This is a genomic window from Alloalcanivorax dieselolei B5, from assembly GCF_000300005.1.
Classification (GTDB): domain Bacteria; phylum Pseudomonadota; class Gammaproteobacteria; order Pseudomonadales; family Alcanivoracaceae; genus Alloalcanivorax; species Alloalcanivorax dieselolei.
The window spans coordinates 1,658,360-1,681,605 of sequence record NC_018691.1 but is presented as its reverse complement, the minus strand read 5'-3'; the positions used below and the strand labels follow the sequence as shown (position 1 = coordinate 1,681,605).

At 61.4% G+C, this 23,246-nt stretch carries 21 protein-coding genes and 1 tRNA gene; 2 read left to right on the top strand and 20 right to left on the bottom strand.

All coding sequences use genetic code 11. The features are described 5' to 3' along the window. Positions 1-150: 150 nt before the first annotated feature. The 18 genes from B5T_RS07685 to B5T_RS07605 all read right to left on the bottom strand — a co-directional run bounded on the left by B5T_RS07685 (position 151) and on the right by B5T_RS07605 (position 18,351). Positions 151-1,311, bottom strand: a complete 1,161-nt coding sequence (locus B5T_RS07685) for a CmpA/NrtA family ABC transporter substrate-binding protein (RefSeq protein ID WP_014993922.1) — start codon at positions 1,309-1,311, stop codon at positions 151-153. A 2-nt stretch (positions 1,312-1,313) separates the two neighbouring features. Continuing rightward, complete coding sequence (locus B5T_RS07680) at positions 1,314-1,919, bottom strand: ANTAR domain-containing response regulator (RefSeq protein WP_014993921.1); 606 nt, start codon at positions 1,917-1,919, stop codon at positions 1,314-1,316. 141 nt (positions 1,920-2,060) lie between these two features. Beyond that, positions 2,061-2,897 carry an ABC transporter ATP-binding protein gene (locus B5T_RS07675; RefSeq protein WP_014993920.1) on the bottom strand — a complete coding sequence of 279 codons (837 nt, stop codon included), beginning with the start codon at positions 2,895-2,897 and terminating at the stop codon, positions 2,061-2,063. An 8-nt stretch (positions 2,898-2,905) separates the two neighbouring features. Then, entirely contained in the window at positions 2,906-3,907 is a 1,002-nt protein-coding gene (locus tag B5T_RS07670; protein ID WP_014993919.1) for an ABC transporter permease, read from the bottom strand. A gap of 16 nt (positions 3,908-3,923) precedes the next feature. After that, on the bottom strand, positions 3,924-5,252 hold the full coding sequence (locus tag B5T_RS07665; protein ID WP_229682940.1) for a CmpA/NrtA family ABC transporter substrate-binding protein: 1,329 nt from the start codon (positions 5,250-5,252) through the stop codon (positions 3,924-3,926). Between the two features lie 327 nt (positions 5,253-5,579). Further along, positions 5,580-6,584 (bottom strand): DUF5924 family protein, encoded by a 1,005-nt coding sequence (locus B5T_RS07660; protein WP_148279226.1) that lies wholly within the window; start codon positions 6,582-6,584, stop codon positions 5,580-5,582. Between the two features lie 44 nt (positions 6,585-6,628). Beyond that, positions 6,629-7,927 carry a sodium ion-translocating decarboxylase subunit beta gene (locus B5T_RS07655; RefSeq protein ID WP_014993916.1) on the bottom strand — a complete coding sequence of 433 codons (1,299 nt, stop codon included), beginning with the start codon at positions 7,925-7,927 and terminating at the stop codon, positions 6,629-6,631. A 3-nt stretch (positions 7,928-7,930) separates the two neighbouring features. Next, positions 7,931-9,706 carry a sodium-extruding oxaloacetate decarboxylase subunit alpha gene (oadA, locus tag B5T_RS07650; protein ID WP_014993915.1) on the bottom strand — a complete coding sequence of 592 codons (1,776 nt, stop codon included), beginning with the start codon at positions 9,704-9,706 and terminating at the stop codon, positions 7,931-7,933. 17 nt (positions 9,707-9,723) lie between these two features. Continuing rightward, the gene (locus B5T_RS07645) at positions 9,724-9,969 is read right to left on the bottom strand and encodes an OadG family protein (RefSeq protein WP_014993914.1); all 246 of its coding nucleotides are present in this window, start codon (positions 9,967-9,969) and stop codon (positions 9,724-9,726) included. Between the two features lie 525 nt (positions 9,970-10,494). Next, positions 10,495-10,571, bottom strand: a tRNA-Arg gene (locus B5T_RS07640). 95 nt (positions 10,572-10,666) lie between these two features. Further along, positions 10,667-11,146, bottom strand: coding sequence for a bacterioferritin (gene bfr / locus B5T_RS07635; RefSeq protein WP_014993913.1), 480 nt, complete (start codon positions 11,144-11,146; stop codon positions 10,667-10,669). Positions 11,147-11,288: 142 nt separating this feature from the next. Beyond that, entirely contained in the window at positions 11,289-11,525 is a 237-nt protein-coding gene (locus tag B5T_RS22500; RefSeq protein ID WP_081586841.1) for a bacterioferritin-associated ferredoxin, read from the bottom strand. 273 nt (positions 11,526-11,798) lie between these two features. Continuing rightward, complete coding sequence (locus B5T_RS07630) at positions 11,799-12,503, bottom strand: hypothetical protein (protein ID WP_014993912.1); 705 nt, start codon at positions 12,501-12,503, stop codon at positions 11,799-11,801. Positions 12,504-13,443: 940 nt separating this feature from the next. Next, a complete protein-coding gene (adk, locus tag B5T_RS07625) occupies positions 13,444-14,100 on the bottom strand; it encodes an adenylate kinase (protein WP_014993911.1) in 657 nt (218 codons plus the stop codon). 298 nt (positions 14,101-14,398) lie between these two features. Continuing rightward, positions 14,399-15,427, bottom strand: a complete 1,029-nt coding sequence (locus tag B5T_RS07620) for a tetratricopeptide repeat protein (protein WP_014993910.1) — start codon at positions 15,425-15,427, stop codon at positions 14,399-14,401. Beyond that, positions 15,424-15,831: a cytochrome c-type biogenesis protein gene (locus B5T_RS07615; protein ID WP_014993909.1), complete on the bottom strand. Its 408-nt coding sequence runs from the start codon at positions 15,829-15,831 to the stop codon at positions 15,424-15,426. The genes B5T_RS07620 and B5T_RS07615 overlap by 4 nt, the downstream gene beginning before the upstream one ends. After that, a complete protein-coding gene (locus tag B5T_RS07610; protein ID WP_014993908.1) occupies positions 15,831-16,409 on the bottom strand; it encodes a DsbE family thiol:disulfide interchange protein in 579 nt (192 codons plus the stop codon). Before B5T_RS07610 ends, B5T_RS07615 begins: the two co-directional genes overlap by 1 nt. Further along, complete coding sequence (locus tag B5T_RS07605; protein WP_014993907.1) at positions 16,396-18,351, bottom strand: heme lyase CcmF/NrfE family subunit; 1,956 nt, start codon at positions 18,349-18,351, stop codon at positions 16,396-16,398. Before B5T_RS07605 ends, B5T_RS07610 begins: the two co-directional genes overlap by 14 nt. Before the next feature lie 601 nt (positions 18,352-18,952). On the opposite strand from B5T_RS07605, the gene fabA reads away from it, so the two are divergent. Together fabA and fabB are read left to right on the top strand one after the other, a co-directional pair. Beyond that, positions 18,953-19,483 (top strand): 3-hydroxyacyl-[acyl-carrier-protein] dehydratase FabA, encoded by a 531-nt coding sequence (gene fabA, locus B5T_RS07600; protein ID WP_014993906.1) that lies wholly within the window; start codon positions 18,953-18,955, stop codon positions 19,481-19,483. Positions 19,484-19,491: 8 nt separating this feature from the next. Next, entirely contained in the window at positions 19,492-20,709 is a 1,218-nt protein-coding gene (gene fabB, locus B5T_RS07595; RefSeq protein ID WP_014993905.1) for a beta-ketoacyl-ACP synthase I, read from the top strand. Between the two features lie 216 nt (positions 20,710-20,925). On the opposite strand, the gene B5T_RS07590 is transcribed toward fabB, so the two are convergent. Together B5T_RS07590 and B5T_RS07585 are read right to left on the bottom strand one after the other, a co-directional pair. Next, on the bottom strand, positions 20,926-22,008 hold the full coding sequence (locus B5T_RS07590) for a porin (RefSeq protein WP_014993904.1): 1,083 nt from the start codon (positions 22,006-22,008) through the stop codon (positions 20,926-20,928). A 168-nt stretch (positions 22,009-22,176) separates the two neighbouring features. Next, entirely contained in the window at positions 22,177-23,187 is a 1,011-nt protein-coding gene (locus tag B5T_RS07585) for a porin (protein WP_014993903.1), read from the bottom strand. Positions 23,188-23,246: the final 59 nt, after the last annotated feature.

Sequence of the window (23,246 nt, the reverse complement as noted above, 5' to 3'; positions counted from 1 at the left end):
TCGAAGCGGAGCCGCGTTATGCCTTTGCGGGATCCTGTCGAACAGGGACGTTCGACCGGAAGCCTACAAGGACGTATTCACGGCGTTCCCGTAAAGGCATAACACGGCTCCGCTGCCCAAGATGGAGGGCAACCTGGTCCCGTTCCCCCCTTACTCCACCTGCAACAACCGGTCCGGCCCCAGTTCCACCGACGCTGGATCGCCGGGTAGCCGCCACTGGCCGGCGTGCCTTTCCGCCGGCTTGTGATCCACCTCCGGCAGATTGGTCAGATCCCCCACCGCGTCCCGATACAGATCCGTGCGGTAGCATTGCGCGGCGAAAGTGCTTTTCTCTTCGATACGGCCCTGCCGCCATCGCTGCATCTCCCCGAGCAGAAACTCCGCGTCCGAACGCCAGGGGAAATTGGCCTGGTAAGCGGAAAACACATGAAAATGATGACGTGGGAACGGCTGACCGGTGAGCCCGCCGGGCAGGCGCTGGGAAAACGGCGCACCGATCACTTCCGCCGGCACGCCCAGCCAGGCCGGGTGAGCCAGCCACTCAAGACACGCCTGCAGGTGCTCATCGGCATGGGCCGCCGCCCGATACAGCGCGCGCAGCAGAGCCCGGTGGGTATCCGGGTGGGCCGCCGCCCATTCACGGGTCACCGCCAGCACTTTTTCCGGCGCGTTTTCCCAGATCTGGTAGCCGGACAGAATGCAATGTCCGGCGCCGGTGAGCGCCGCCAGACTGTTCCAGGGTTCGCCCACGCAGAAGCCGTCGATATGCCCCAACCGCAGGTGATCCACCATTTGCGAGGGCGGCAGCACCACCAGCTTGACGTCGTGGTCCGGGTCGAGACCGGCCACCGCCAGCCAGTGGCGTAATTGATAGGCGTGACAGGAAAACGGGAACACCACCGCCAGTACCAGCGGCGCGTCACCCGCGCTGGCACGGGCCGCCACCAGCTTGTTCAGCGCCACCGCCATGTCCTGGGGCGAGGGCCCCGACGCCAGCGCGCACAGACCGTGATACAGCATCGGCGACACAGTCACGCCATTACCGTTGACGCCCATGGAAAAGGCCGTGGCCAGCGGCTTCTTGATGCAACCCAGGCCGAGGGATGTGCTCAACAGCATGGGCGCCAGCATCGGCGCCGCATTCACCTGCCCCACCAGCAAGCGATCACGCAAGCTGGCCCAACTCCACTCCGGTTGCAGTTCCACCTCCAGCCCTTCATCGGCGAAATAACCGGCTTGCTGAGCCACCACCAGCGGCAGGCTGTCGGTGAGCGGCATGTAACCGATACGGACACGCTGTGTTTGCTTCATCGTCACCCCTGGGCTTTCAACAGATCGGCGTAATCCAACACCGAACGGGCCACCTGGATCAGAGGTTGCCCGGTGTTCATGGCCTGCCGGCGCAGCATGGCGTAGGCGTCCTGCTCATTGAGGCGACGCCGTTGCATCAACAAGCCCTTGGCGCGCTCGATCAGCTTGCGTTCCTCCAGCGCCTCCCGGGTCTGCTCCAGTTCCTCTCGCAGCGCCTGGTATTCACGGAAGCGGGCGGTGGCCACACGCATCACGCCGCGCACCCGGGACAGGTCTGTTTCGCCGGCCACATAGGCACTGACGCCGGCGCGCAGCGCGGCGACGATCAGGTCCTCGTCGTCCTGGCCACAGAACATGACGATGGGACGGGGCATGTCGCGCTGCACCAGCGCCATACTCTCCAGCGTATCCCGGTCCGGCGCGTTCATGTCGACGATCACCATGTCCGGATTGCACGCCATCACTTTCTGTGACAAACCGGCGGCGCTGGTGAGGCGGCACAGAATGACGTGCCCTTCATCTTCCAGGGCCCGCTCAAGCATCGCTGCCCGCGGCGGCTGATCGTCCACCAGCATGATCTTCAATGGCATGGGCTTGTCGGCATCCATGTTGGTTGGCTTCCCCCCGTTGTAGCAACCGCTGTGCCAAGCGGTCATGGCCCGGTTTTCATGCCGCGCACGGACCGGGGCGCGGAAAGCGCACCAATCCAGTGCAAAACCGCGCCCTCTTCCGCACCGTCGTGACGCCGATCAGGCCTGCTGCCGCTGCGGCGCCGCCGGGTCCGGACGGCTGGGCAAGGCGGTGACCTTGTTTTGCTTCTCATAGAGAAACCGCAGCACCTTTTGCCGGCAGCGGTGGTAAACAGGATCGTCCGCCAACGCCAACCGGTCCCTGGGGCGCGGCAGCGCCACCGGCAGCACTTCGCCAATGGTGGCGGACGGGCCGTTGCTCATCATCACGATGCGGTCGGACAACAGCACCGCCTCGTCCACATCGTGGGTGATCATGATCACGGTGGTGCCCAGTTGCGCGTGAATCGCCATCAGTGAATCCTGCAGATGAGCACGGGTAAGCGCGTCCAGCGCGCCGAAAGGCTCATCCATGAGCAGCACGCGCGGTTGCATGGCCAGCGCCCGGGCAATGCCCACCCGCTGCTTCATGCCGCCGGAGATCTCTTGAGGGGTCTTGTCCATGGCGTGCGCCATGTGCACCAGCTCCAGGTTATAGGCCACCCAGTCCCGCATTTCCTTTTTGCTTTTCTGTTTGCGGAACACCTGCCGCACCGCCAGTTCCACGTTCTCAAAGGCGGTGAGCCAGGGCAGCAGCGAGTGGTTCTGGAACACCACCGCCCGTTCCGGGCCGGGTTCGGTGACCTCCCGGCGATCCAGAATCACACCGCCATCGGTGGCGTGCAGCAAGCCGGCGACAATATTCAACACGGTGGATTTGCCGCAGCCGGAGTGACCGATCAGCGACACGAATTCACCGGCGGCGATTTTCAGGTTCACCCCCTTCAAGGCTTCGAAACGCCCGGTCGGTGTATCAAAGGCCATGCCTACGTTGGACAGTTCCAATAATGCTGTCATACCTTCTCCTAGCGCTGCGCGGCGCTCTTGTCCCATACCAGAAACCGTTGCAGCGCCAGCATCAGCCGGTCCAGCAGAAAACCGATCAACCCGATCACCTGCACCGCCACCATGATGCGTCCCAGTGACTGGGAGCTGCCGTTCTGGAATTCATCCCAGACGAATTTTCCGAGACCCGGATTCTGCGCCAGCATTTCCGCGGCAATCAGCACCATCCAGGCGATCCCCAGACTCAATCGCAGACCGGTGAACATCATCGGCAGTGCCGAGGGCAACACAATACGGCGCACATGCTCGAAAGCATTAAGACGCAACACCCGCGACACGTTGGTCAGATCGCTGCTCACCGAGGTCACGCCCACCGCGGTGTTCAGCAAGGTGGGCCATAAACAACACAGCGTGACGGTGAACATGGAAGTGAGAAACGACTTGGCCAGCCAGGGATCACTGCTGGTGTAAACGGCGCTGACCACCATAGTCACCAGCGGCAGCCAGGCCAGCGGCGATACCGGTTTGAAAATCTGAATCAGCGGATTCACCGCCGCGTGCACGCCGGCGCTCAGGCCGACCACAATGCCCAGCGGTATGGCCAGCGCCGAAGCCAGCAGAAAGCCGCTCATCACGGTGATCAGACTGGTGCCGACCTGATCGAAAAAGGTGGGCGCGCCGGTATAGTCCCGGCGTACCGGTTGCCAGTCCGGTTGCTGCGCCAGGCGCGTCTCGATGTATTTCTCCTGACGCTCATGGAAGGCCGCTTCCCGCTGCCGCCCTTCACGGTGCTCCTGATAGAGCGCCTGGGTTTGCTCCCATACAGTGGCGGGGCCGGGAAACTGCCCCAGCGACGTCTGAATATTCTGCGCCGCCCAATGCCATAGCAGCAGGAACAGCGCGATACCCAGAAGCGGCCATACCAGTTGCCGCAACACCGCTTGTTGCTGCGCCGGCCCGGCCTTGCCGCGCATCAGATCGCGATAGGGCGCCAGCCAGTCCGGTAGCGTCATCGTCACCATGGATCCTCCTCGCCGCTCAGAGGCGGTCGCCGTCCTTCAAACCAATGGGAAATTGATTCAGATAGGTGTTCGGGTGACGGCCGTCATAGGTGATGCCGTCGATGAACTCGCTTTGCGGCGGCTTGAAGCCGTCTTCGTTTTCGAAGTCGGGGAAATCGGCGGCGCTCATCTTGCCTTCATCAATCAAGGCCTTGGCGGCAGCGGCATAGACATCGGGCCGATACACTTTTTGCGCCGTTTGCAGATACCAACTGTCCGGTTTGCTTTCGCTGATCTGCCCCCAACGGCGCATTTGCGTCAGATACCAGATGGCATCGGAGTAGTACGGGTAGGTGGCGTTGTGGCGGAAGAACACATTGAAGTCCGGCACCGGTCTGATATCGCCCTTTTCATACTCGAAGGTGCCGGTCATGGAATTGGCGATCACTTCCTCGTCGGCGCCGACATAGTTGGGGCGGGCCAGGATTTTCACCGCCTCGGCGCGATTGGCGTTGTCGTTCTCGTCCAGCCACTTGGCGGCGCGAATCAGCGCCTTGACCACGCGGATATGGGTGTTGGGGTATTTGTCCGCCCACGCCTTGCTGACACCGAACACCTTCTCCGGATTGTTTTTCCAGATTTCGTAGTCGGTGATCACCGGCACGCCGATGCCCTTGAACACCGCCTGCTGGTTCCACGGCTCACCGACGCAATAACCGTGAATGGTGCCCGCCTCCAGGGTCGCCGGCATTTGCGGCGGCGGCGTTACCGACAGCAACACGTCCGCCTGCAACTGGCCGCTGGTATCGCCTTTGTGCGGCGCATAGAAACCCGGATTCAAGCCGCCCGCGGCGAGCCAGTAACGCAGCTCGTAGTTGTGGGTGGAAACCGGAAACACCATGCCCATGCGGAACGTTTTGCCTTCCTTGCGGTAGGCTTCCACCACCGGCTTCAGGGCGTCCGCCTTGATCGGATGCAGCGGCTTGCCGTCCTGCTCGGGAAGGGACGCTTTCATCGCTTGCCAGACGTCATTGGAAACAGTGATGCCGTTACCGTTCAGATCCATACTGAAGGCGGTGATGATGTGCGCCTGGGTGCCATAGCCTATGGTGGCGCCCAGCGGCTGCCCGGCCAGCATGTGGGCGCCGTCCAGTTGCCCGTCGATGACCCGGTCCAGCAGCACTTTCCAGTTGGCCTGGGCTTCCAGCGTCACGAACAGCCCTTCCTCCTCGAAGTAGCCCTTTTCGTAGGCCACCGCCAGCGGCGCCATGTCGGTCAGCTTGATGAAGCCGAATTTCAGTTCCGCCTTCTCCGGCCAGCCCACGGTCTCGGCCAGGGCCGGTATCGCCACCAACCCCGCCAGCATCGCCAGCCGGCGGCACCACCGTTGAATTCCCATCATGCGTCATACCCCTTCTGTGTTTCGGAACAAAAAAAAAGCGCCCAAGAACGATCAGCGGATATCGCCGAACGTTCTTGAGCGCCTTTGCTCGTGATCGCGCCACCGCCATTGGCGGCACCCTCACCGGTTTGTCATTCGTGGGAAGAAGAGAGCAAACCCTGTGCCAATAGAAAAAGTTCTTTCAGCTCAGAAAGTTAGCGTCGCAAGGAGAGAAAAACGGAGGACACGGGCGTGACCAAAACAGGGAAGGCGCACCAATTCGGCGCCGATTCGGCGTACCGATTCAGGGCATCAGCGCGTCACATCGAAACGCAATACACCGATCACCTGCCCACGGCCGGTTCGCACTTCCACCCGCCAGCGGCCTTCGGCATGTTCCGGGAAATGCCGTTTATGGGACCAGGTGCGGTAGCCCTCCTGCCGGCCACCGGTGAGCGCCAGGCCGATCCGGTCCACCAGTTGGCCATCGTGGTACCAGTAATGGCTGACCGGCTGACCCAGCCCCAACGGAGCGCGGATCGCGGTATACGCGTACAGCCCGCCACTCAGCTCGGCGACCTCGAAGCGGGTACCGGTCACCAGCGGCTCACGCCGCTCTCGATTGAGCGTCAGCGCCATGGCCCGGTGTTCCAATGACAGGGTCAGCGGCGGCACCAGCCGGGCGCCCCACAGCGGCACACTGGCAATGGCCAGGGAAAGCAGCACCAGTACCACCCAGCGATACAGCCGCCTGGGCCCACCCACGCGCCAGAAGCTGGGCAGCGCGACCAGGGCGGTGAGAATGGCGGCGCCATCCAGGGCCAGGTTGGTGGGCACCTTGACGGTCAGCGGTAACAACACCAGCAACGCCACGAACAGCGCCCAGGCGTGGTAACCAAAGTACAGGGCCCGCTGCGCCGCCAGACGGAAATACAGCGGATCGACAATACTGACCAGGGCGCTGACCATCACCAGGCCCGTGAACAGCACATAGGCGGCGCCGCCGGACCATTGCAGCAGGATGAACGGCAGTGTGAAGAAGAAGGCTTCCTGGTGCACCCCCTGGAGCATCAGTTTCAACGCCCCCTGGGACAGCTTCTGCATGGCCGGGCCGCGCAAAAACCGCGACCACAGGCCCTCGGTGAGCAGCGCCAGCCAGGTGGTCACCAGAATCACCGTCAGCACGGTGGCCAGCCAGGGTTTGCGTTCCACCAGGAAATAGCTGCTCAGGCCGAGCAGAAAGCTGCCCACCGCCCACAGGTAGCGCAGGCGGTGGAAACGGAGCATCAGGGCATCAAGCCACGTGGAGTTCATCATCACCCGGAGTGGTTATAGGGGGCCCCAGGATACCGATAGCGATGTCAGCCCACCATGTTCAACAGCACACCGGCGGCCACCGCCGAACCGATGACGCCGGCCACATTGGGCCCCATGGCGTGCATCAGCAGGTGGTTGTGCGGATTGGATTCCAGCCCCACCCGATTGGCCACCCGCGCCGCCATGGGTACCGCGGAGACCCCGGCGGCGCCGATGATCGGATTCACCGGCACTTTACCGACGGCGTTCATCAAACGGGCCATCAGCACACCGGAGGCGGTGCCGATCACGAAAGCCGCCAACCCCAGCAGCAAAATGCCCAGGGTCTCCAGCACCAGAAAGCTTTCGGCGCTGAGCTTGGCGCCCACCGCCAGCCCCAGCAGGATGGTCACCGTGTTGATCAGGGCGTTGCTGGTGGTGTCCACCAGCCGGCTGACCACCCCGGCCTCGCGCATCAGGTTGCCGAAGCAGAACATGCCCAACAGCGGCGCCGCGTCCGGCAACAACAAGGCCACCAGGATCAGTAGCAACACCGGGAACAGAATTTTTTCCAGGCGCCCCACCGGACGCAACTGCTCCATGCGGATTTCCCGCTCCTTGCGGGTAGTGAGCAGGCGGATCACCGGCGGCTGGATCAGCGGCACCAATGCCATATAGGAATAGGCGGCCACGGCGATGGCGCCAAGCAGATCCGGCGCCAGGCGGGCGGTGACGTAGATACTGGTGGGGCCGTCGGCGCCACCGATGATGCCGATACTGGCGGCATCGGCGAGAGAGAAGTCCATGCCCACCGCGTTCAGCGCCAAGGCACCAAGCAGCGCGGCGAATATGCCGAACTGGGCGGCGGCGCCGAGCAACAAAGTGCGCGGATTGGCCAGCAGCGGGCCGAAGTCGGTCATGGCGCCGACGCCCATGAAGATCAGCAACGGGAACACGCCGGTGGTGAGGCCGACGGTATAGATCAGATACAGCAGACCGTCGCTGAAATTGGCATCGGTGGCCAGGTTGTGCAGTTGCGCCTGCAGCGCCGGCGCCGCGTTGTGATAGGCCCGCATCAGAGCGTCCATGCCCGCCGCCGGGTCGACGCCAAGAGCGGAAGCCATCTGCGCCAGCAAGGCACTGTCACCGAAGTGCAGCGCTTGGCTCACCGCCGACTCCGCCAACCCGGCCACCGGAATATTGGCGAGAATGCCGCCGAAACCGATCGGTACCAGCAGCAGCGGCTCGAAATTCTTGCGGATGGCCAGATACAACAACACCAGACCGACGCCGATCATCACCGCCTGCCCCCAGGTCAGGTGATACAAGCCGGTGCTGTGCCAGAGACTGAGCAGGGCTTCCATGGATCAGTCTCCTATGACCAGCAGGACGTCGCCCACCACCACCGCGTCACCGCTTTTGACGCAGACCTCCCGCACCGTGCCGGCGCGATGGGCGGACACATCGGTCTCCATCTTCATCGCTTCCAGCACCAGGACTTTCTGTCCCTGTTCGATTTTTTGTCCGGGTTTGACCAGCACCTCGAAGATGTTACCAGCCAGCGGCGCGCTCAGCGGATCGCCGCCGGTAGCGCCAGTAGAGCGCGCCGAGGATTGGCTGTCGTCATTGTCCCGCGTCAGCGGACGCAGGCCCTCGATGTCGCCACCATCGGCCACCGACACCACATAACGCTGCCCGTCCACGGTAACGGTATAGGTCCCCTCGCCTTTGCCATCGCCGGCCGCTTCCGGTGCGGGCTCGAAGGCCTCCGCATTGCCACGATTGGCCAGGAATTTAAGGCCCACCTGGGGAAACAGTGCATAGGTAAGCACATCGTCCAGACGCTGCTCGCCCTGTGCCAGCGTGACATTCTGCTGTTGCGCTTTCTGTTCCAGTTCCCGTTGCAACCGCGGCAATTCGGACTCCAACAGATCCGCCGGACGGCAGGTCACCGGCTCGTCGCCTTCCAGTGCCCGTGCCTGCAATTCGGCGTTGAACGCCGCCGGCGCCAGGCCGTATTCGCCGCGCAGCACGCCACGGGTTTCCTTGCTCAACGCCTTGTAGCGCTCACCGGCAAGCACGTTCAGCACCGCCTGGGTGCCAACGATCTGCGAAGTGGGCGTTACCAGTGGAATGTAGCCGAGGTCCTTGCGCACTCGGGGGATTTCTTCCAGCACCTCATCGAAGCGGTCCTCCGCGTTCTGCTCACGCAGTTGGCTTTCCATATTGGTGAGCATGCCACCAGGCACCTGCGCCACCAGAATGCGTGAGTCGACACCACGCAGGCTGCCTTCGAAGCGGGCGTACTTGAGCCGCACCTGGCGAAAATAAGCGGCGATATCTTCCAGCCGCTTCAGATCCAGCCCGGTGTCCCGTTCCGTTCCCTGCAGCATCGCCACCACGGTTTCGGTGGGGCTGTGCCCGTAAGTCATCGACATGGAGGAAATCGCCGTGTCCACGTTGTCGATGCCGGCTTCCGCCGCTTTCAACGCGGTGGCGGTGGACAGTCCGGTGGTGGCGTGACAATGCATGTGTACCGGTATCGACAAGGCCGCCTTGAGACGCTTCACCAGTTCATAAGCGACATTGGGGGTCAACAGCCCGGCCATGTCCTTGATCGCCACCGAATCGGCGCCCATGGCTTCGATCCGTTTGCCCTGCTCCACCCACACTTCCAGGGTGTGCACCGGGCTGACCGTGTAAGCGATGGTGCCCTGGGCGTGCCCGCCCTGCTTGATCACCGCCGCCACCGCGCGCTCGATATTGCGCATATCGTTCATGGCATCAAAGATACGGAACACATCCACGCCGTTTTTCACCGCGCGCTCGACAAAGGCGTCCACCACGTCATCACCGTAATGGCGATAGCCGAGCAAATTTTGCCCGCGCAGCAACATTTGCTGCGGCGTGTTCGGCATGGCCTTTTTCAGTTCCCGGATGCGTTCCCAGGGATCTTCGCCGAGATAACGAATGCAGGCATCGAAAGTGGCCCCGCCCCAGGATTCCAGAGACCAATAACCGATCTGGTCGAGCTTCTCGGCGATCGGCAGCATGTCATCCAGACGCAGGCGCGTGGCCAGCAGGGACTGATGGGCGTCGCGCAGGACGACATCCGTAATGCGCAGGGGTTGGGTCGCGGTCATGGGAGGTTCCGATCGGCTCAGGGGCGGGTAGCCCGATGTTGTCGAATGGCGGCCTGAATCGCGGCCAGAACTTGCGGAGACGGTTGTTCGGCGGAGCAAGCCGGGTTGTCCGTAGCGGCGGGCGGCGCCGTGGCAGCCGGCGCGAATCGGTTAATCAGCGCGGCCATGGTCACCATCACACCCACCAGAATCAGCAGGAAGGTCATCACCACGCCCATACCGAGCAGCATCAACTCCAGACCCTGGGACAGTAATGCGGTCATCAGGCGCTCCCCCTGTAGGATTCAGCGTCGGGCCTTGACGGCCTCGTCATATTTCAGCCGCCTTTTGGGCAGCGAAAGCCAACTCTTGTGCGGCGCAATGTAGCGGCATTGTCGACAACAGGCAAGATGGCGGATTGGACGATTTTTTCGGCTCACGGTCGGAGAGACCGTGTTAATGGGGCTTTGAGGTGTTCAGGAGAAAAGTTCTTCGTTGTGGATATTGGGAAGTTGTCGACATTCAAGCGCGTTCTATGAACCGGGGGGTTCTGCTGAATAACTCCCGCAGTACGATACAAACAAAAACGGCTCCCTACACGGTAGCAGGCGCGGCGTGAACGGAAAGGTATGGCGCGGGGAGGATGGGCTCACCGCCTTCGGCGGCTCGGGGCTACGCCCCGTCATCGCAAGCGATGACGCCCTGCGCCCGGCAAGCCGGGCTGGTCGAACCGGGGGGTTCTGCTGAATAACTCCCGCAGTACGATACAAACAAAAACGGCTCCCTAAAGGGAGCCGCTTTTGTTTGTATGGCGCGCTGGGGAGGATTCGAACCCCCGACCTTCTGGTTCGTAGCCAGATGCTCTATCCAACTGAGCTACCAGCGCTTTAATGGTCTCCAGAGCGTGTCGCCCTGAGAGGCTGCGCATTATTCCCAAAGCCCTTTTGAGAGTCAAGGGAAGAGCGGCTAAAAGTTGCGCGATCAGTCTTCCGCAGTTTCCATTTGTTTCTGCAGGTAGTTTTCCAGACCCACTTTGTCGATCAACCCCAACTGCGTTTCCAGCCAGTCAATATGCTCTTCCTCGCTTTCCAGGATGCGGCGGAACAGATCCCGGCTGACGTAATCCCGCACTGACTCACAATACGCCATGGCTTCACGCAGGTCCGGCACGGCCAAGTGTTCCAGCTTGAGGTCGCAGGCGAGCATTTCCTTGGTGTTTTCACCAATCATCAACTTGCCCAGGTCCTGCAGGTTCGGCAGCCCTTCCAGGAACAAAATGCGCTCGATAAGCCAGTCCGCGTGTTTCATCTCATCGATGGACTCGTGGTACTCCTTCTCATACAGAGCGTGAAGTCCCCAATCCTTGTACATTTTGGCGTGCAGGAAATACTGGTTAATCGCAATCAGCTCATTACCCAGCGCCCGATTCAGGTGCTCGATAACCTTCTTGTCGCCTTTCATGGGTGGTCTCCGTGCCGGTATTTGGGGGTGCCAATATTGTTCAGCAATAGCCCGGCACGGGCAAGGGGTATCGGAAAAAATTCCAATGAATACAAGTAGTTATACAAATGAGAATCAGTCTTTACCGACCTTTCTCAAGAGATCAGGCCGGCTGCGGCCAATATTGCACCGCAACCGGCCGATCAGATGAAACAGAGACGGAGGTCGCCGCTACCGCGCTACGGGTATCACGCAGTACCTGACGGGCGTGGCGGGCACATTTGGCACACTGACTGCCAACCCCAAGTTCCCGACGAAGATCACGCAGGCTGTCGCAGCCATTCATGGCCGCTTCCCGTATATGACCGTCAGTGATGCCGTTGCAGAGACAAACGTACATGCCACACCTACTCCTCAATCTCTGGAAAGCAGGTTAACTCTAATGCGAATTATTATCAACACGTTTCTTTGATCTAATTATTGCACAGGCATGGTGCGAAAAGGCATGGGAAGCCCTTCTGTCTCCAAGGGCGTGTTGACGCGATTCCAGGTCGGTTTGCCGTCCGCTCGCCCCGGCCCCGGTGGCTGCCGGCTCCGGAACGAAAGAGAGATCAGGCTCGGAAGGGAGTTCCGGTCCCCGTCATTGAGACGGGGCCGGAGTTATCGAAGGGACTTAGCTTGCGCTGCCGGTGGCGGCCTTCTTGCGCGCCGGAGCACGACGAGCGGCTTTCTTGCGCGCCGGGGTCTTGCGGGTCGCTGCCTTTTTGGTTTTGGCCCGGGTCGTGGTCTTCTTACCAGCGGTGGTTCTTTTCGCGGCGGACTTCTTGGCGGTGCTCTTGCGAGCCGCGCGCTTCGCTTTTTGCTCCGCTTTCTTCTGCTCGGCCTTCTCTTTCTTGGCCAGCTTGCGTTGGTATTCACGCAGCTTGCTGGTCAAATTGCGCTGAGCAGTACGCAGCTTTTTATTCTCGCGGGTCACCACTTTTTTGCCGGCCTGGATTTCCGCGCGAATCAGTTTCGCTTCACCGCGCAGGTCCTGCAGTTTCAAACGTTGAGTGTTGAGTTTGCCACGAGCGGTGTCGACGGCGCGCTTGGCGGCGGCAGTGGCTTTTCCTTTCGCCTTGTCGCGCTTGGTGGCCAGATCAGTGCGGAGCTTGGCCAGCTTGCCATTCTCCGTATCCACTTTTTTCTTCTGGCGATCCAGTTTGGCCTGTGCCTGGGCAACTTTCCTCTCTGCCTGGCCGACCGCTTTTTCCTGCAGTTTGGTTTTCGCTTCCGCGTTGCTTACGGACTTCGGAACCGCCGGTGCTTTGCTGGCGGTAGCGGCCTTTTTACGGGTCGCTGTTTTCTTCCGCGCTGCGGCTTTCTTTGCTTGTGCCATGATCGATCTCCTAATCCTATGACGTCACTTACTTCGACAATCGGAAAATAGCATAAAAAAAAATCACTTGGTACATTATTTAATCAGATCGATGCGCGATCGCGTAAAAAGAAAACAAAAGAAGATTTCCATCGCTCTTCAGCGGCGACGGAAACACTTGCTCTTTTCACTCCGCCATAGCCGACAATAACGAAAAGAAGCTTTGTCCGCGGATCGAATACGGCGTCGTCCGCATTCCATTTCCCGCCGGATTGTTGAATGGCGACACGCTTCCCCTCTCGCCACTTTGCTTTACGGAACGCAACGAAGTGTTACCGCCGGTGGCACTGAGACAGGCTCTAAGAGGCGGGTGAGCGGAAAAAAAGGAAACATGCGAGGGCGGTGGGAATATAAAGAAACCAACATCCCCATCGGAATCACCGTGACACCGACATGGAAGAAACGGGAAAGGCAGATGCGACAACCGCATTGATTAACCTGGCGACCGCCGCCCGGGCATGAGAAAAGGGAGCCCTTTACGGACCGAGGGCATAAAAAATTGCCGAGAGCCACGGCTGTCCCACAATTTTGGGACGACCTGCGGCACGCCCACACGATGATTGCTCTCCCACGGAGGAGACTACGAAGCCGCTGTAGGAGCTTGCCCTGCAAGCGAATTCCTTTGGCCGAAAGCCCGATTCGCTTGCAGGGCAAGCTCCTACAGCGGCCTTGTAGCAACCTCTGCATTCATATCCCCGAGACCTGTTGGTACGGCGCTGCCTGGAATGCAGAAGCCAGGGTGTCAGGGTCTCTCGAAACTATGGGACAGCAGTGGCCGGAAGCCATTTTAAACGTTGCTCTGCGACGGCCCGAAGGGTGACCGCCATGGACGACGGGCATAAAAAAAGGAGCCGTATGGCTCCTTTTCCAACCTCTCATGAATGAGGTTCGCGGGCGTGTGTTACTTGCCCAGCGCTTTGAAGATGCTGTCCCGAATGCTTTCCACCGAGCCGACACCAGGCACACGCACATAGGCCGGTGCCTTGCCGGCATCACTCTTGGCCAGATCCTGGTAGAAATCCACCAGCGGGCGGGTTTGCGCCTGATACACTTCCAGACGCTTGCGCACGGTGTCTTCCTTGTCGTCATCACGTTGTACCAGCTCCTCGCCGGTAACATCGTCCTTGCCCGCTTCCTTGGGCGGATTATGGGTGACGTGGTATACCCGGCCGGAGCCCGGATGCACCCGCCGCCCGCTCAGGCGATCGATGATCTCCTGGTCATCCACATCGATTTCCACCACGTAGTCGATGTCGATCCCCGCGTCCACCAGCGCCTGGGCCTGCGGAATAGTGCGAGGGAAGCCATCGAACAGGAACCCGTTGGCGCAGTCATCCTCGGCGATGCGCTCCTTGACCAGACCGACAATGATGTCGTCGGAAACCAGACCACCGGCGTCCATTACTTTTTTTGCTTCAAGGCCGAGTGGCGTACCAGCCTTGACGGCGGCGCGCAGCATATCCCCGGTGGAGATTTGGGGAATAGAAAAAGCGTCCTTTATGAACTGCGCCTGAGTGCCCTTGCCTGCACCGGGCGCGCCAAGCAGGATGACACGCATAGGAATCTCCCTTCTTACCGCGAATGGGCGCCGAAAAGCGGCCCCCTTAATAAGGTGTCGAAAAAGCCAGACCGTGGCTTCTTCAAGTCCCTCTTCGCAGTCTGTTTCGCCAAGAGGAACGTGGAAAATCAATCGCTTGCGGCGTTTGATTGCGCTGGCGATTCAATGGAGCCGCCAGTCCAGGCCGTACTTTAACGGCCTCTCAAAGGTCGGGAACTTTACCGTGCGGGTCAGCGGCGTACAAGGGCGACCTTTGTACAGGCCGCCTCCGCCATAGGTCCGAGAAGCGCCTGAGTGGCTACTGCCCCAGCGTCAACTCCGCCTGCGGTGGCGAGCCGCGTAGCGGTTTCGGCGCCACTCTGAGCCCCGCCTCGTCGACGCTGGAACCCGGCGCCGGAGTATAGCGAGCGCCGGCGCGCAAATCGGACAGGTCCGCCGGATAAGACTGCAGCCAGTCATCACGGCGCAAAACCACGGTGGCCGGGAATCGCTCCACCAGCACACGGCGGGCCGCCAACGGCTGACCACCCTGCTCACCCTGGCGCAGGAACACGAACAGAGTGCCGCCGGCGGCCACGTCACCGGCATTGACGGTGATACGCAGATCATCCAGTTGCCGCGCTTTGGCCAATTGCCGTTCGGTATTGGCCTTGCCCTGCCGTAGCAGGTCACCGGCTTCGCCCTCGCCATGGCGGGCGAGCAACGCCTGCCAGGACCGCAACGCCAGTTCATAACGATGGGCACGGCTGGCGGCCATGGCTTGCAGCATCCAGGCCCCGTCGTGCTGCGGATAGGCCTCCAGCACTTTCTGGATTTCCGCTTCGGCGGCGTCGCTGAGACGGCCTTCGTTGGCCTGAATCAGAGACCGCGCCAGCAGCAGACGAGCGGCATCGTCATCGGGCTCGAGAAACAATGCCCGGCGCGCCGCCTCCTCGGCCTGGGCCGGAGCACCCAGTTGGTCGTACAACAGGCCCAGGGCGTACCAGCCACCCATGGTCTGATGCTCACGGACCACTTCGGATTGCAGCACCCGGGCAAAGGCGGCGGCACTCAGATTGTCATCGTCGATTTCCGGCGGCTGGCCCTGGATCACACGGCGGGCGGCGTCGCTCAGTTCACGGCGGTCGCTCAGCCACTGGGCGGTTTCCGGATGATAGCCCAGGCTCAGATAACCCAGCCCGCCCAGCACCACCACCAGCAACGGCAGAGCCAGGCCGGACCAGGAAGCACGGTCGCCGTCACGGCGGGTTTCCCGCCGCCATAACAGAAACATGGACAGCAAAGCGATCAGCAGGACGGCACCGAGCACCGCAAGCAGGAAGGTCATTGCTCGTCATCCTCCACCCGGCGGCTGGCCCGCCGGATCAATATCACGATGGTGCCGCCGCCCAGCAACAGCAAGATCGCCGGTCCCAGCCACAGCACCAGTGTCTGGGCGTTCACCGGTGGCCGGTAACTGACGAAGTCACCATAGCGGTCAACGAAATAGTCGACGATGGCCTGGTCGTCATGCCCTTCCCGGATCATTCGCGCCACCCGCTCACGCATGTCCTGGGCGATCCCGGCGTCGGAATCGGCGATGCTCTGGTTCTGACACTTGGGGCAGCGCAATTCCTCGGTCAGCACGCGGAAACGGGTTTCCTGCTCTTCCGTGTCGAATTGATAGACGTCAATGGCAGCCAGGGCGCCCTGCCCCAGCATCGTCAACAAGAGCAACAACAAGAGGCGCATTACTGTTCTCCCCCGGTTCTGGCCTGGTCGAGAATGGGCTGGAATTTTTCTTCCCACACCCGCTCGTTCAGATCGCCGGCGTGTCGCAATACCACCCGCCCTTCGGGATTCAGCAGGAACGTTTCCGGTGCGCCGTAAACGCCCAGGTCGAGCCCCAACTGACCGTCATGATCCACCACCACTTCGCTGTAGGGGTTGCCCAGATTGGCCAGATAGTCCCGCGCCGCGTCGGTCTCGTCCTTGTAGTTGAGTCCGATGATGGGGATCCCCCGGGCCGCCAGTTGTAGCAGATAGGGGTGCTCCACGTAGCAGGTCGGGCACCAGGTGGCCCAGACGTTCAGCAATTTCCAGTTCTGGTCCCGCAGGGAGGCCGGTGTGATGGTCCGTTCACCTAATAAGGAAGGCAGCTGAAACGCCGGCAACGGCTTGCCCACCAAATTCGACGGCAGCTCTTCCGGGTTGCGGCCCAGGCCGCTGGCCAGCAACACCGCCAGGGCCACGAAAGCCACCAGCGGCAGGAACACCCACAGACTGACGCCGCGCTGACGGCGCAGCTCACCACGATCAGGCCTGTTCACCAGCTACTCCTCCCATGGGTTTGCGGTAACGCCGGTCGGACAGTGCCAGGGCACCACCCAGCGCCATGACCAGGGCACCCAGCCAGATCCAGCGCACCATCGGTTTGTGATAGATGCGTACCGCCCAGGCGTCATCGCCCAGGGGCTCACCCAGCGCCACATAAAGATCGCGCATCAGCCGGCCGTCGATCGCCGCTTCCGTCATCACCTGGCCGGAGGCCCGATAGGTGCGTTTTTCCGGATTCATTTCGGTCACCGGACGGCCGTCCCGGCTGACCAGGAAGTGGCCTTTCTGGGATTGATAGTTCGGCCCCACCGGATCACTGAGACTCTCGAATTCGAAACGATAACCGCCCACTTCCGCCACATCGCCGGGACGCATGCGAACATCCCGCTCGGTCTCATGGAAGCTGACCACGGTGACGCCGGCCACCAGTACCGCCAGCCCGCAATGGGCCACGACCATGCCTATATAGGAACGGGTCAGTTTACGCAGACCGGCGAACAGCCCCTGGTTATAGGCCAGAGCCCGGCGCACCACGTCATCCAGATGGGCGAATACCAGGAACAGCGCCAGAATCAACGCCAGGGTACCGGGCCAGGGTGTCGCGCCGGGCAGCCGCGCGCCCAGCCAGCCGCCGATCAGGGCCGCCGGCGCCAGCCACAGCAGACGGCGCACCAGTGGTTTGCCGGCCTGACGCTTCCAATTGCTCATCATGCCGGGGACCATCAGCAGGATCAGCAGCAGGGTCAGAGGCACGAAGAAGGCGTTGAAGTAGGGGCTGCGGATCGACACCTTGATGTCCATGGCCTCGCCCAGCAGGGGGAACAAGGTCCCCATCAGCACCACGAAGGTGGCGGCCAGCAGCACCAGGTTGTTGCCCAGCAGGAAGCTCTCCCGGGACATCGCCTTGAAACCGCCCTGCCCGGACAGCCGGCCGGCGCGCAGAGCGAACAGAGTCAGCGCGCCGCCGGCCACCACCACCAGGAAAGCGAGAATGAAAGCACCGCGGCTGGGGTCATTGGCGAAGGCGTGGACCGAGGTGAGTACTCCGGAACGCACCAGGAAAGTGCCGAGCAGACTCAACGAGAAGGTGATGATCGCCAGCAATACGGTCCAGGCGCGGAACAGGTTGCGCTTCTCGCTCACCGCCAGGGAATGGATCAGCGCGGTCCCGGCCAGCCAGGGCATCAGCGAGGCGTTTTCCACCGGGTCCCAGAACCACCAGCCGCCCCAGCCCAGTTCGTAGTAGGCCCACCAGGAGCCCAGCGCGATACCGACGGTAAGAAAACACCAGGCCACCGTGGTCCAGGGACGGGCCCAGCGCGCCCAGGCCGGATCCAGATTGCCTTCCAGCAAGCCGGCGACGGCGAAACCGAACGCCACGGCGAAGCCCACGTAGCCCATGTACAGCATCGGCGGATGGACGATCAGGCCGGGGTCCTGCAGCAGCGGATTAAGGTCCGCGCCGTCGATAACGAACCAGGGCAGGGCCCGATCGAAGGGGTTGGAGGTGAACAGCATGAAAGCCAGGAAGCCCACCGCGATCATGCCCATCACCGACAACACCCGCACCACCATGGGCAACGGCACGCTGCGGCTCAGCAGCCCGACCAGCGCGGTCCAGCCCGCCAACATCCAGCCCCACAACAACAACGACCCTTCATGACCGCCCCAGATCGCCGACAGGCGGTAGCCCAGTGGCAATTCGGAATTGCTGTGGTTGGCCACGTAGGTGATGGAGAAATCGTTGATATAAAAGCTGTAGCCCAGCGCCACGATGGCCGCGGTCATGGCCATCCATTGCAGCCAGGCCAGCGGCCGTGCATAGCGTTGCCAGGCCAATACGCCACGGTGGACGCCGATCAGGGGAAAGATCGCCAGGACCAGGGATGCCGCCAATGCCACCCACAGGGAAAGATGTCCGATTTCCGCCGCCACCAGTTACCTCCTGAGACACGCCTGGGAAGGATCGGCCCGAACGGCCATCCGGGAGCCAACGGCCGCGCGCTCTGTTGTTGTTTCACGTTGCCGTTTCACGGCACCGAGGGGATTCGATGGCCGCGCCGCCCCAGGGTTCCCTGAAATCGGTCCCCCTGCCCTGTCACGGATCATTTTTTTGCCTGATCCGGTGATTGGGCCCGGGTCGGTCAATCACGCGACCGAATGTCCGAAGATGACACCTTGAGACGGCGGGGTCCTGCCCCACAATAGATTAGACTGGCGGCTGGCCCCGCGGAGCTTTCAGCCGCCGGCGCATGATCGGCACAACGCCGCCGCAATGCAAGCCCGACGCCCGGCGCGGCGGGCCGCCAGGGCCGGCGATGCTGGACATATTTTGAGACGCTTACGTTCGTCCCGGTCATTTCGGGTCTGCTAGTATGGTGACTCTGCATGGCAAAATGTCTTAATTCTGCAGTCAAACCGTCATCGGGCATCCATATACTCGCTCAAAAACATACTAGCTCAGCAATCATGGACGCCGGTCTTTATCCCCGTTGGGACGCCATTGCCGAATTGGCCTGTGTGGAGAGTCAAAGATTTGAGTAACACTAACGTAGAAAGACAATCATCCTATCAGCGCGACGAACTGCTCGCCTGCGCCCATGGCGAACTGTTCGGCCCGGGCAACGCCCGCCTGCCGCTGCCCAACATGTTGATGGTCGACCGCATCACCCGCATTGCCGAAACCGGCGGTGCCCATGATCGCGGTGAAGTGGTCGCCGAACTGGATATCCACCCGGATATGTGGTTCTTCCAATGCCACTTCGAATCCGACCCGGTGATGCCCGGCTGCCTCGGCCTGGACGCCACCTGGCAGTTGCTCGGTTTCTACCTGGGCTGGCTCGGCCACCCCGGTCGCGGACGCGCCCTCGGTGTGGGTCAGGTCAAATTCTCCGGCCAGGTGCTACCCACCGCCAAGACACTGACCTACCAGATCAATATCAAGCGGGTCATCGCCCGCAAACTGACCATGGGCCTCGCCGATGCGGTGGTGTCCGTGGACGGTAAACCCATTTACCAGGCCGACGACCTGCGTGTGGGCCTGTTCACCTCGACGGAAGGTTTCTAGGAGTCATTATGCGACGCGTCGTTATTACCGGCATGGGCATCGTTTCCTGTTTGGGCAACGATACCGATACCGTCTCTCTTGCGCTGCGCGAAGGACGCTCCGGCATCCGTTTCAAGGAGGAATATCAGGCTCAGGGCATGCGCAGTCAGATCGCCGGCAGCCCCGAAATTGATCTGGAAGCGCTGATCGACCGCAAAAGCCGCCGCTTCATGGGCGATGCCGCGGCCTACGCCTATGTGGCCATGCAACAGGCGATCGCCGATTCCGGCCTGGAAGACAGCCAGGTCAGCAACGAGCGCACCGGTCTGATCGCCGGCTCCGGCGGGCACTCTTCCCAGAATCAGGTGGAAGCGGCGGATATTGCCCGCTCCCGTGGCGTCAAACGCATCGGCCCTTACATGGTGCCGCGTGTGATGGCCTCCACGGTGTCCGCCTGCCTCGCCACGCCGTTCAAGATCAAGGGCATCAACTACTCCATCACCTCCGCCTGCGCCACCAGCGCCCATTGTATTGGGAATGCCGTGGAGCAGATCCAGATGGGCAAGCAGGATGTGGTGTTCGCCGGCGGTGGCGAGGAAGAGCACTGGACCCTGAGCTGTCTGTTCGACGCCATGGGCGCGCTCTCCACCAAGTACAACGACACTCCGGCAACCGCATCGCGGGCCTATGACGCCAGCCGTGACGGCTTCATCATCGCTGGCGGCGGCGGCATGGTGGTCGTGGAGGAACTGGAGCGCGCCAAGGCCCGTGGCGCGCGTATCTACGCGGAAGTGGTGGGCTACGGCGCCACCAGCGACGGCTACGACATGGTCGCGCCCAGCGGTGAAGGCGCGGCGCGCTGCATGCGCCAGGCCCTGTCCACGGTGAACACCCCGGTGGATTACATCAACGCCCATGGCACCAGCACCCCGGTGGGTGACGTGGCGGAGTTAAAGGCGATTCGCGAGGTGTTCGGCGGCGGCACCGTGCCGGGCATCAGCTCCACCAAGAGCCTGACCGGCCACAGCCTGGGCGCCACCGGCGTACAGGAAGCCATCTACTGCCTGCTGATGATGCGCGACGGCTTCACCGCCGCTTCCGCCAACATCCAGGATCTGGATGAGCAGGCCGAGGGGCTGCCGATCCTTATCGAACGGCTGGAGCGCGCCCCGGATCTGGCGATCAGCAACAGCTTCGGTTTCGGTGGCACCAACGCCACCCTGGCGCTGCAACGCTGGCAGGGCTGATCCCGACCAGCACGATCAGAAACGGCCCCATCAGGGGCCGTTTTTTGTATAACCGGACACCTCCCACAAGGAAACTACGAAGCCGCTGTAGGAGCTTGCCCTGCAAGCGAATTGGGCTCCAAAGAATTCGCTTGCAGGGCAAGCTCCTACAAACACCTTGTGGATACCTCTAATTCATATCCTCAAGGTCGCGCACCAGCGGCCCACGGACTGCGATCAGAACTTGTGCGCCAACCCCACTGATACCAGCCCGCCCTTGCCGTCATCATAACCGGCGGCGTCATCGTCCACGTCCGCATCGGACACCGACAGCAGCGTATAGGCCGTGGTCTGGGCGCCCAGTTTGTAATCCGCGCCGACGGTGCCGGTGGTCAGGGTGTATCCCAGATCGTCGCTGTCGAAGCGGCCACCCTGTGCTTTCAGTGTCAGGCGCGGGCTCATGGCCAGGCCGGCGCTGAGCAAATAGGAAGTGCCGTCGAGACGGCTGGCACCAGGATAGTCCGGATCCAGACGCAGCTCCTCAACGATCGCACCCAGAGACAGGTTACCTACCCGCATTCCCAAAGCCCCGCGCAACACATCCCGGTCCGCGGGCACATTCAGGCTCACCGGGGCCGGCAGTGCTCTCTCGGTGTAGCCGTGTTCGTAGGCCAGCGCGGCGTACAGAGCATCGCTATTCCAGGTGGCGGACAGCGCGTAAATATCGGCCAGCCCATCCTTGGTTTCGTCGTAGGGCGGCGTCCCCAACTCATCCTGTTCGCCTGGCGCCAGTTGGGCTTTCAGCACCAGGTTGCCCAGGTTCGGGCTCACCCAGTTCAGGGTATTGCTGTTGCGATATTGGCTGGTGAACACCGTCTGCATGTCGGCGCCGGTGTTGTTGAACTGATCCAGTTTGCCCTCGGCCTGCTTGACCAGACTGTCATAACGACCGGCGAAAACCCGCCCCCAGGGCGTGGCCAGACCGATATAGCTGTTGCGGGTGGTGAAGGTGTCGCTGCTGTCTCCGTCGACGTCGTAGCCGGCTTCGAACTGGTAGATCAGTGACAGACCGCCCACATCCAGAGGCACTTCATCACGCACACCCAGATAGGAGTTATAGGCTTCCACGAACCAGCCGTCGCGTAATGGCGAATCGCCGCTGCCCATGTCATCGAGCGCCGAGGACAAAGAACGGCTTGGATAGTCGTCGGTGCCTTCCAGTGCAATATCGATGCGACCATAAAACTGCGGCGCGGCCAGCGTCGATGCCGGCAGGAAAACCAGCAATGCCGGAATGAGTTTGCGGTGTGTGGTATTCATGATCCCTGCTCCCTCGCATGAAAATGGGAGCACACTATATGACGATTTGATGACAGGACCAATGAGCGGGGTCAAAGAAGCGCCGCCCCTGCAAAAAAAAGCCCGCCGGGAAGGCGGGCAAGGCTGTCACTTGCTTCGAGGAAACTTCAGGACGTGAGTCCGTATTCTTTAGAACTTGTGCTCCATGCCCACACCGAAGGTGGTGTCGTCACGGTCTTCTTCACCGGCGGCATCCGGTTCATAGGACACTTGGGAGAAGTAGGCGTAAACCTTGGAGGCTTTAGCCAGTTTGTAGTCGGCGCCGACCGCCATCAGAGTGGCTTCGTCGTCGTTCTGATCGCCCTGGGTCATGCCGTACTGGGCTTTCAGTTTCCAGCGGTCGATCTTGTAGGCACCGCTGACCAGGAAGGACTGGTCTTCGCCATCGCCTTCGGATTCTTCGGCGATCTGGTAGAGAGCGCCCAGTTCCACGTTACCCGGCTTCAGCATCACCGCGGCGCGGGTGATATCCAGAGTGGTACCGCCAGTGCTGTCGACAACCAGGTCGTCTTCAATGTCGGCGTCATGAGACAGAGCGCCGTAGAAGATGCCCTGCTCGGCGATGATCGCGATGGAGTAAGAATCCGCCAGATCGTTTTCTTCCTGGCCGTCGCCGTCCAGGTCTTCGCCTTCACCCGGGATGAAAGCACCGTGGATGGTAACCATCTCACCCAGAGTCGGAGTGCTGTACTGGATGATGTTTCCAGCGCGGTTTTCACCGGCCATGATGTTTTTGATATCGCCTTGCAGATCGTTGAACTGATCCACTTTACCCTGGGCGACTTTGGTCGGGGTGTCGAACTTACCGGCTTTCAGCACACCGAAGTCGCCGGCCAAACCACCGAAGATATTACGCTGGCTGAACTCGTCATCATCGCCATCAACGGAGATTTGATATTCCGCCTGGTAGATCGCCTTCAGACCAGCGAAGTCCAGGTCGAAGTCGCCCTTGATACCAACACGGGAAGCGTTGCTGTTCAGGGACCAATCGTCGTCCACACTCCCGGTCTGACCGATTTCATTTTCCTGGTTTTCCAGTGAAATGTTCACTTTACCGTAGACGGTAGGACCGTCCGCCAGGGCCAGACCCGGCAGAGCGACGGCCGCCCCCACAGCGATCGCGAGCAAATTCTTTTTCATCGCAGCATCTCCTATCAATCAGGCAAGTTAAAAACAGCACGGAAGACGTCGAGCGGAAG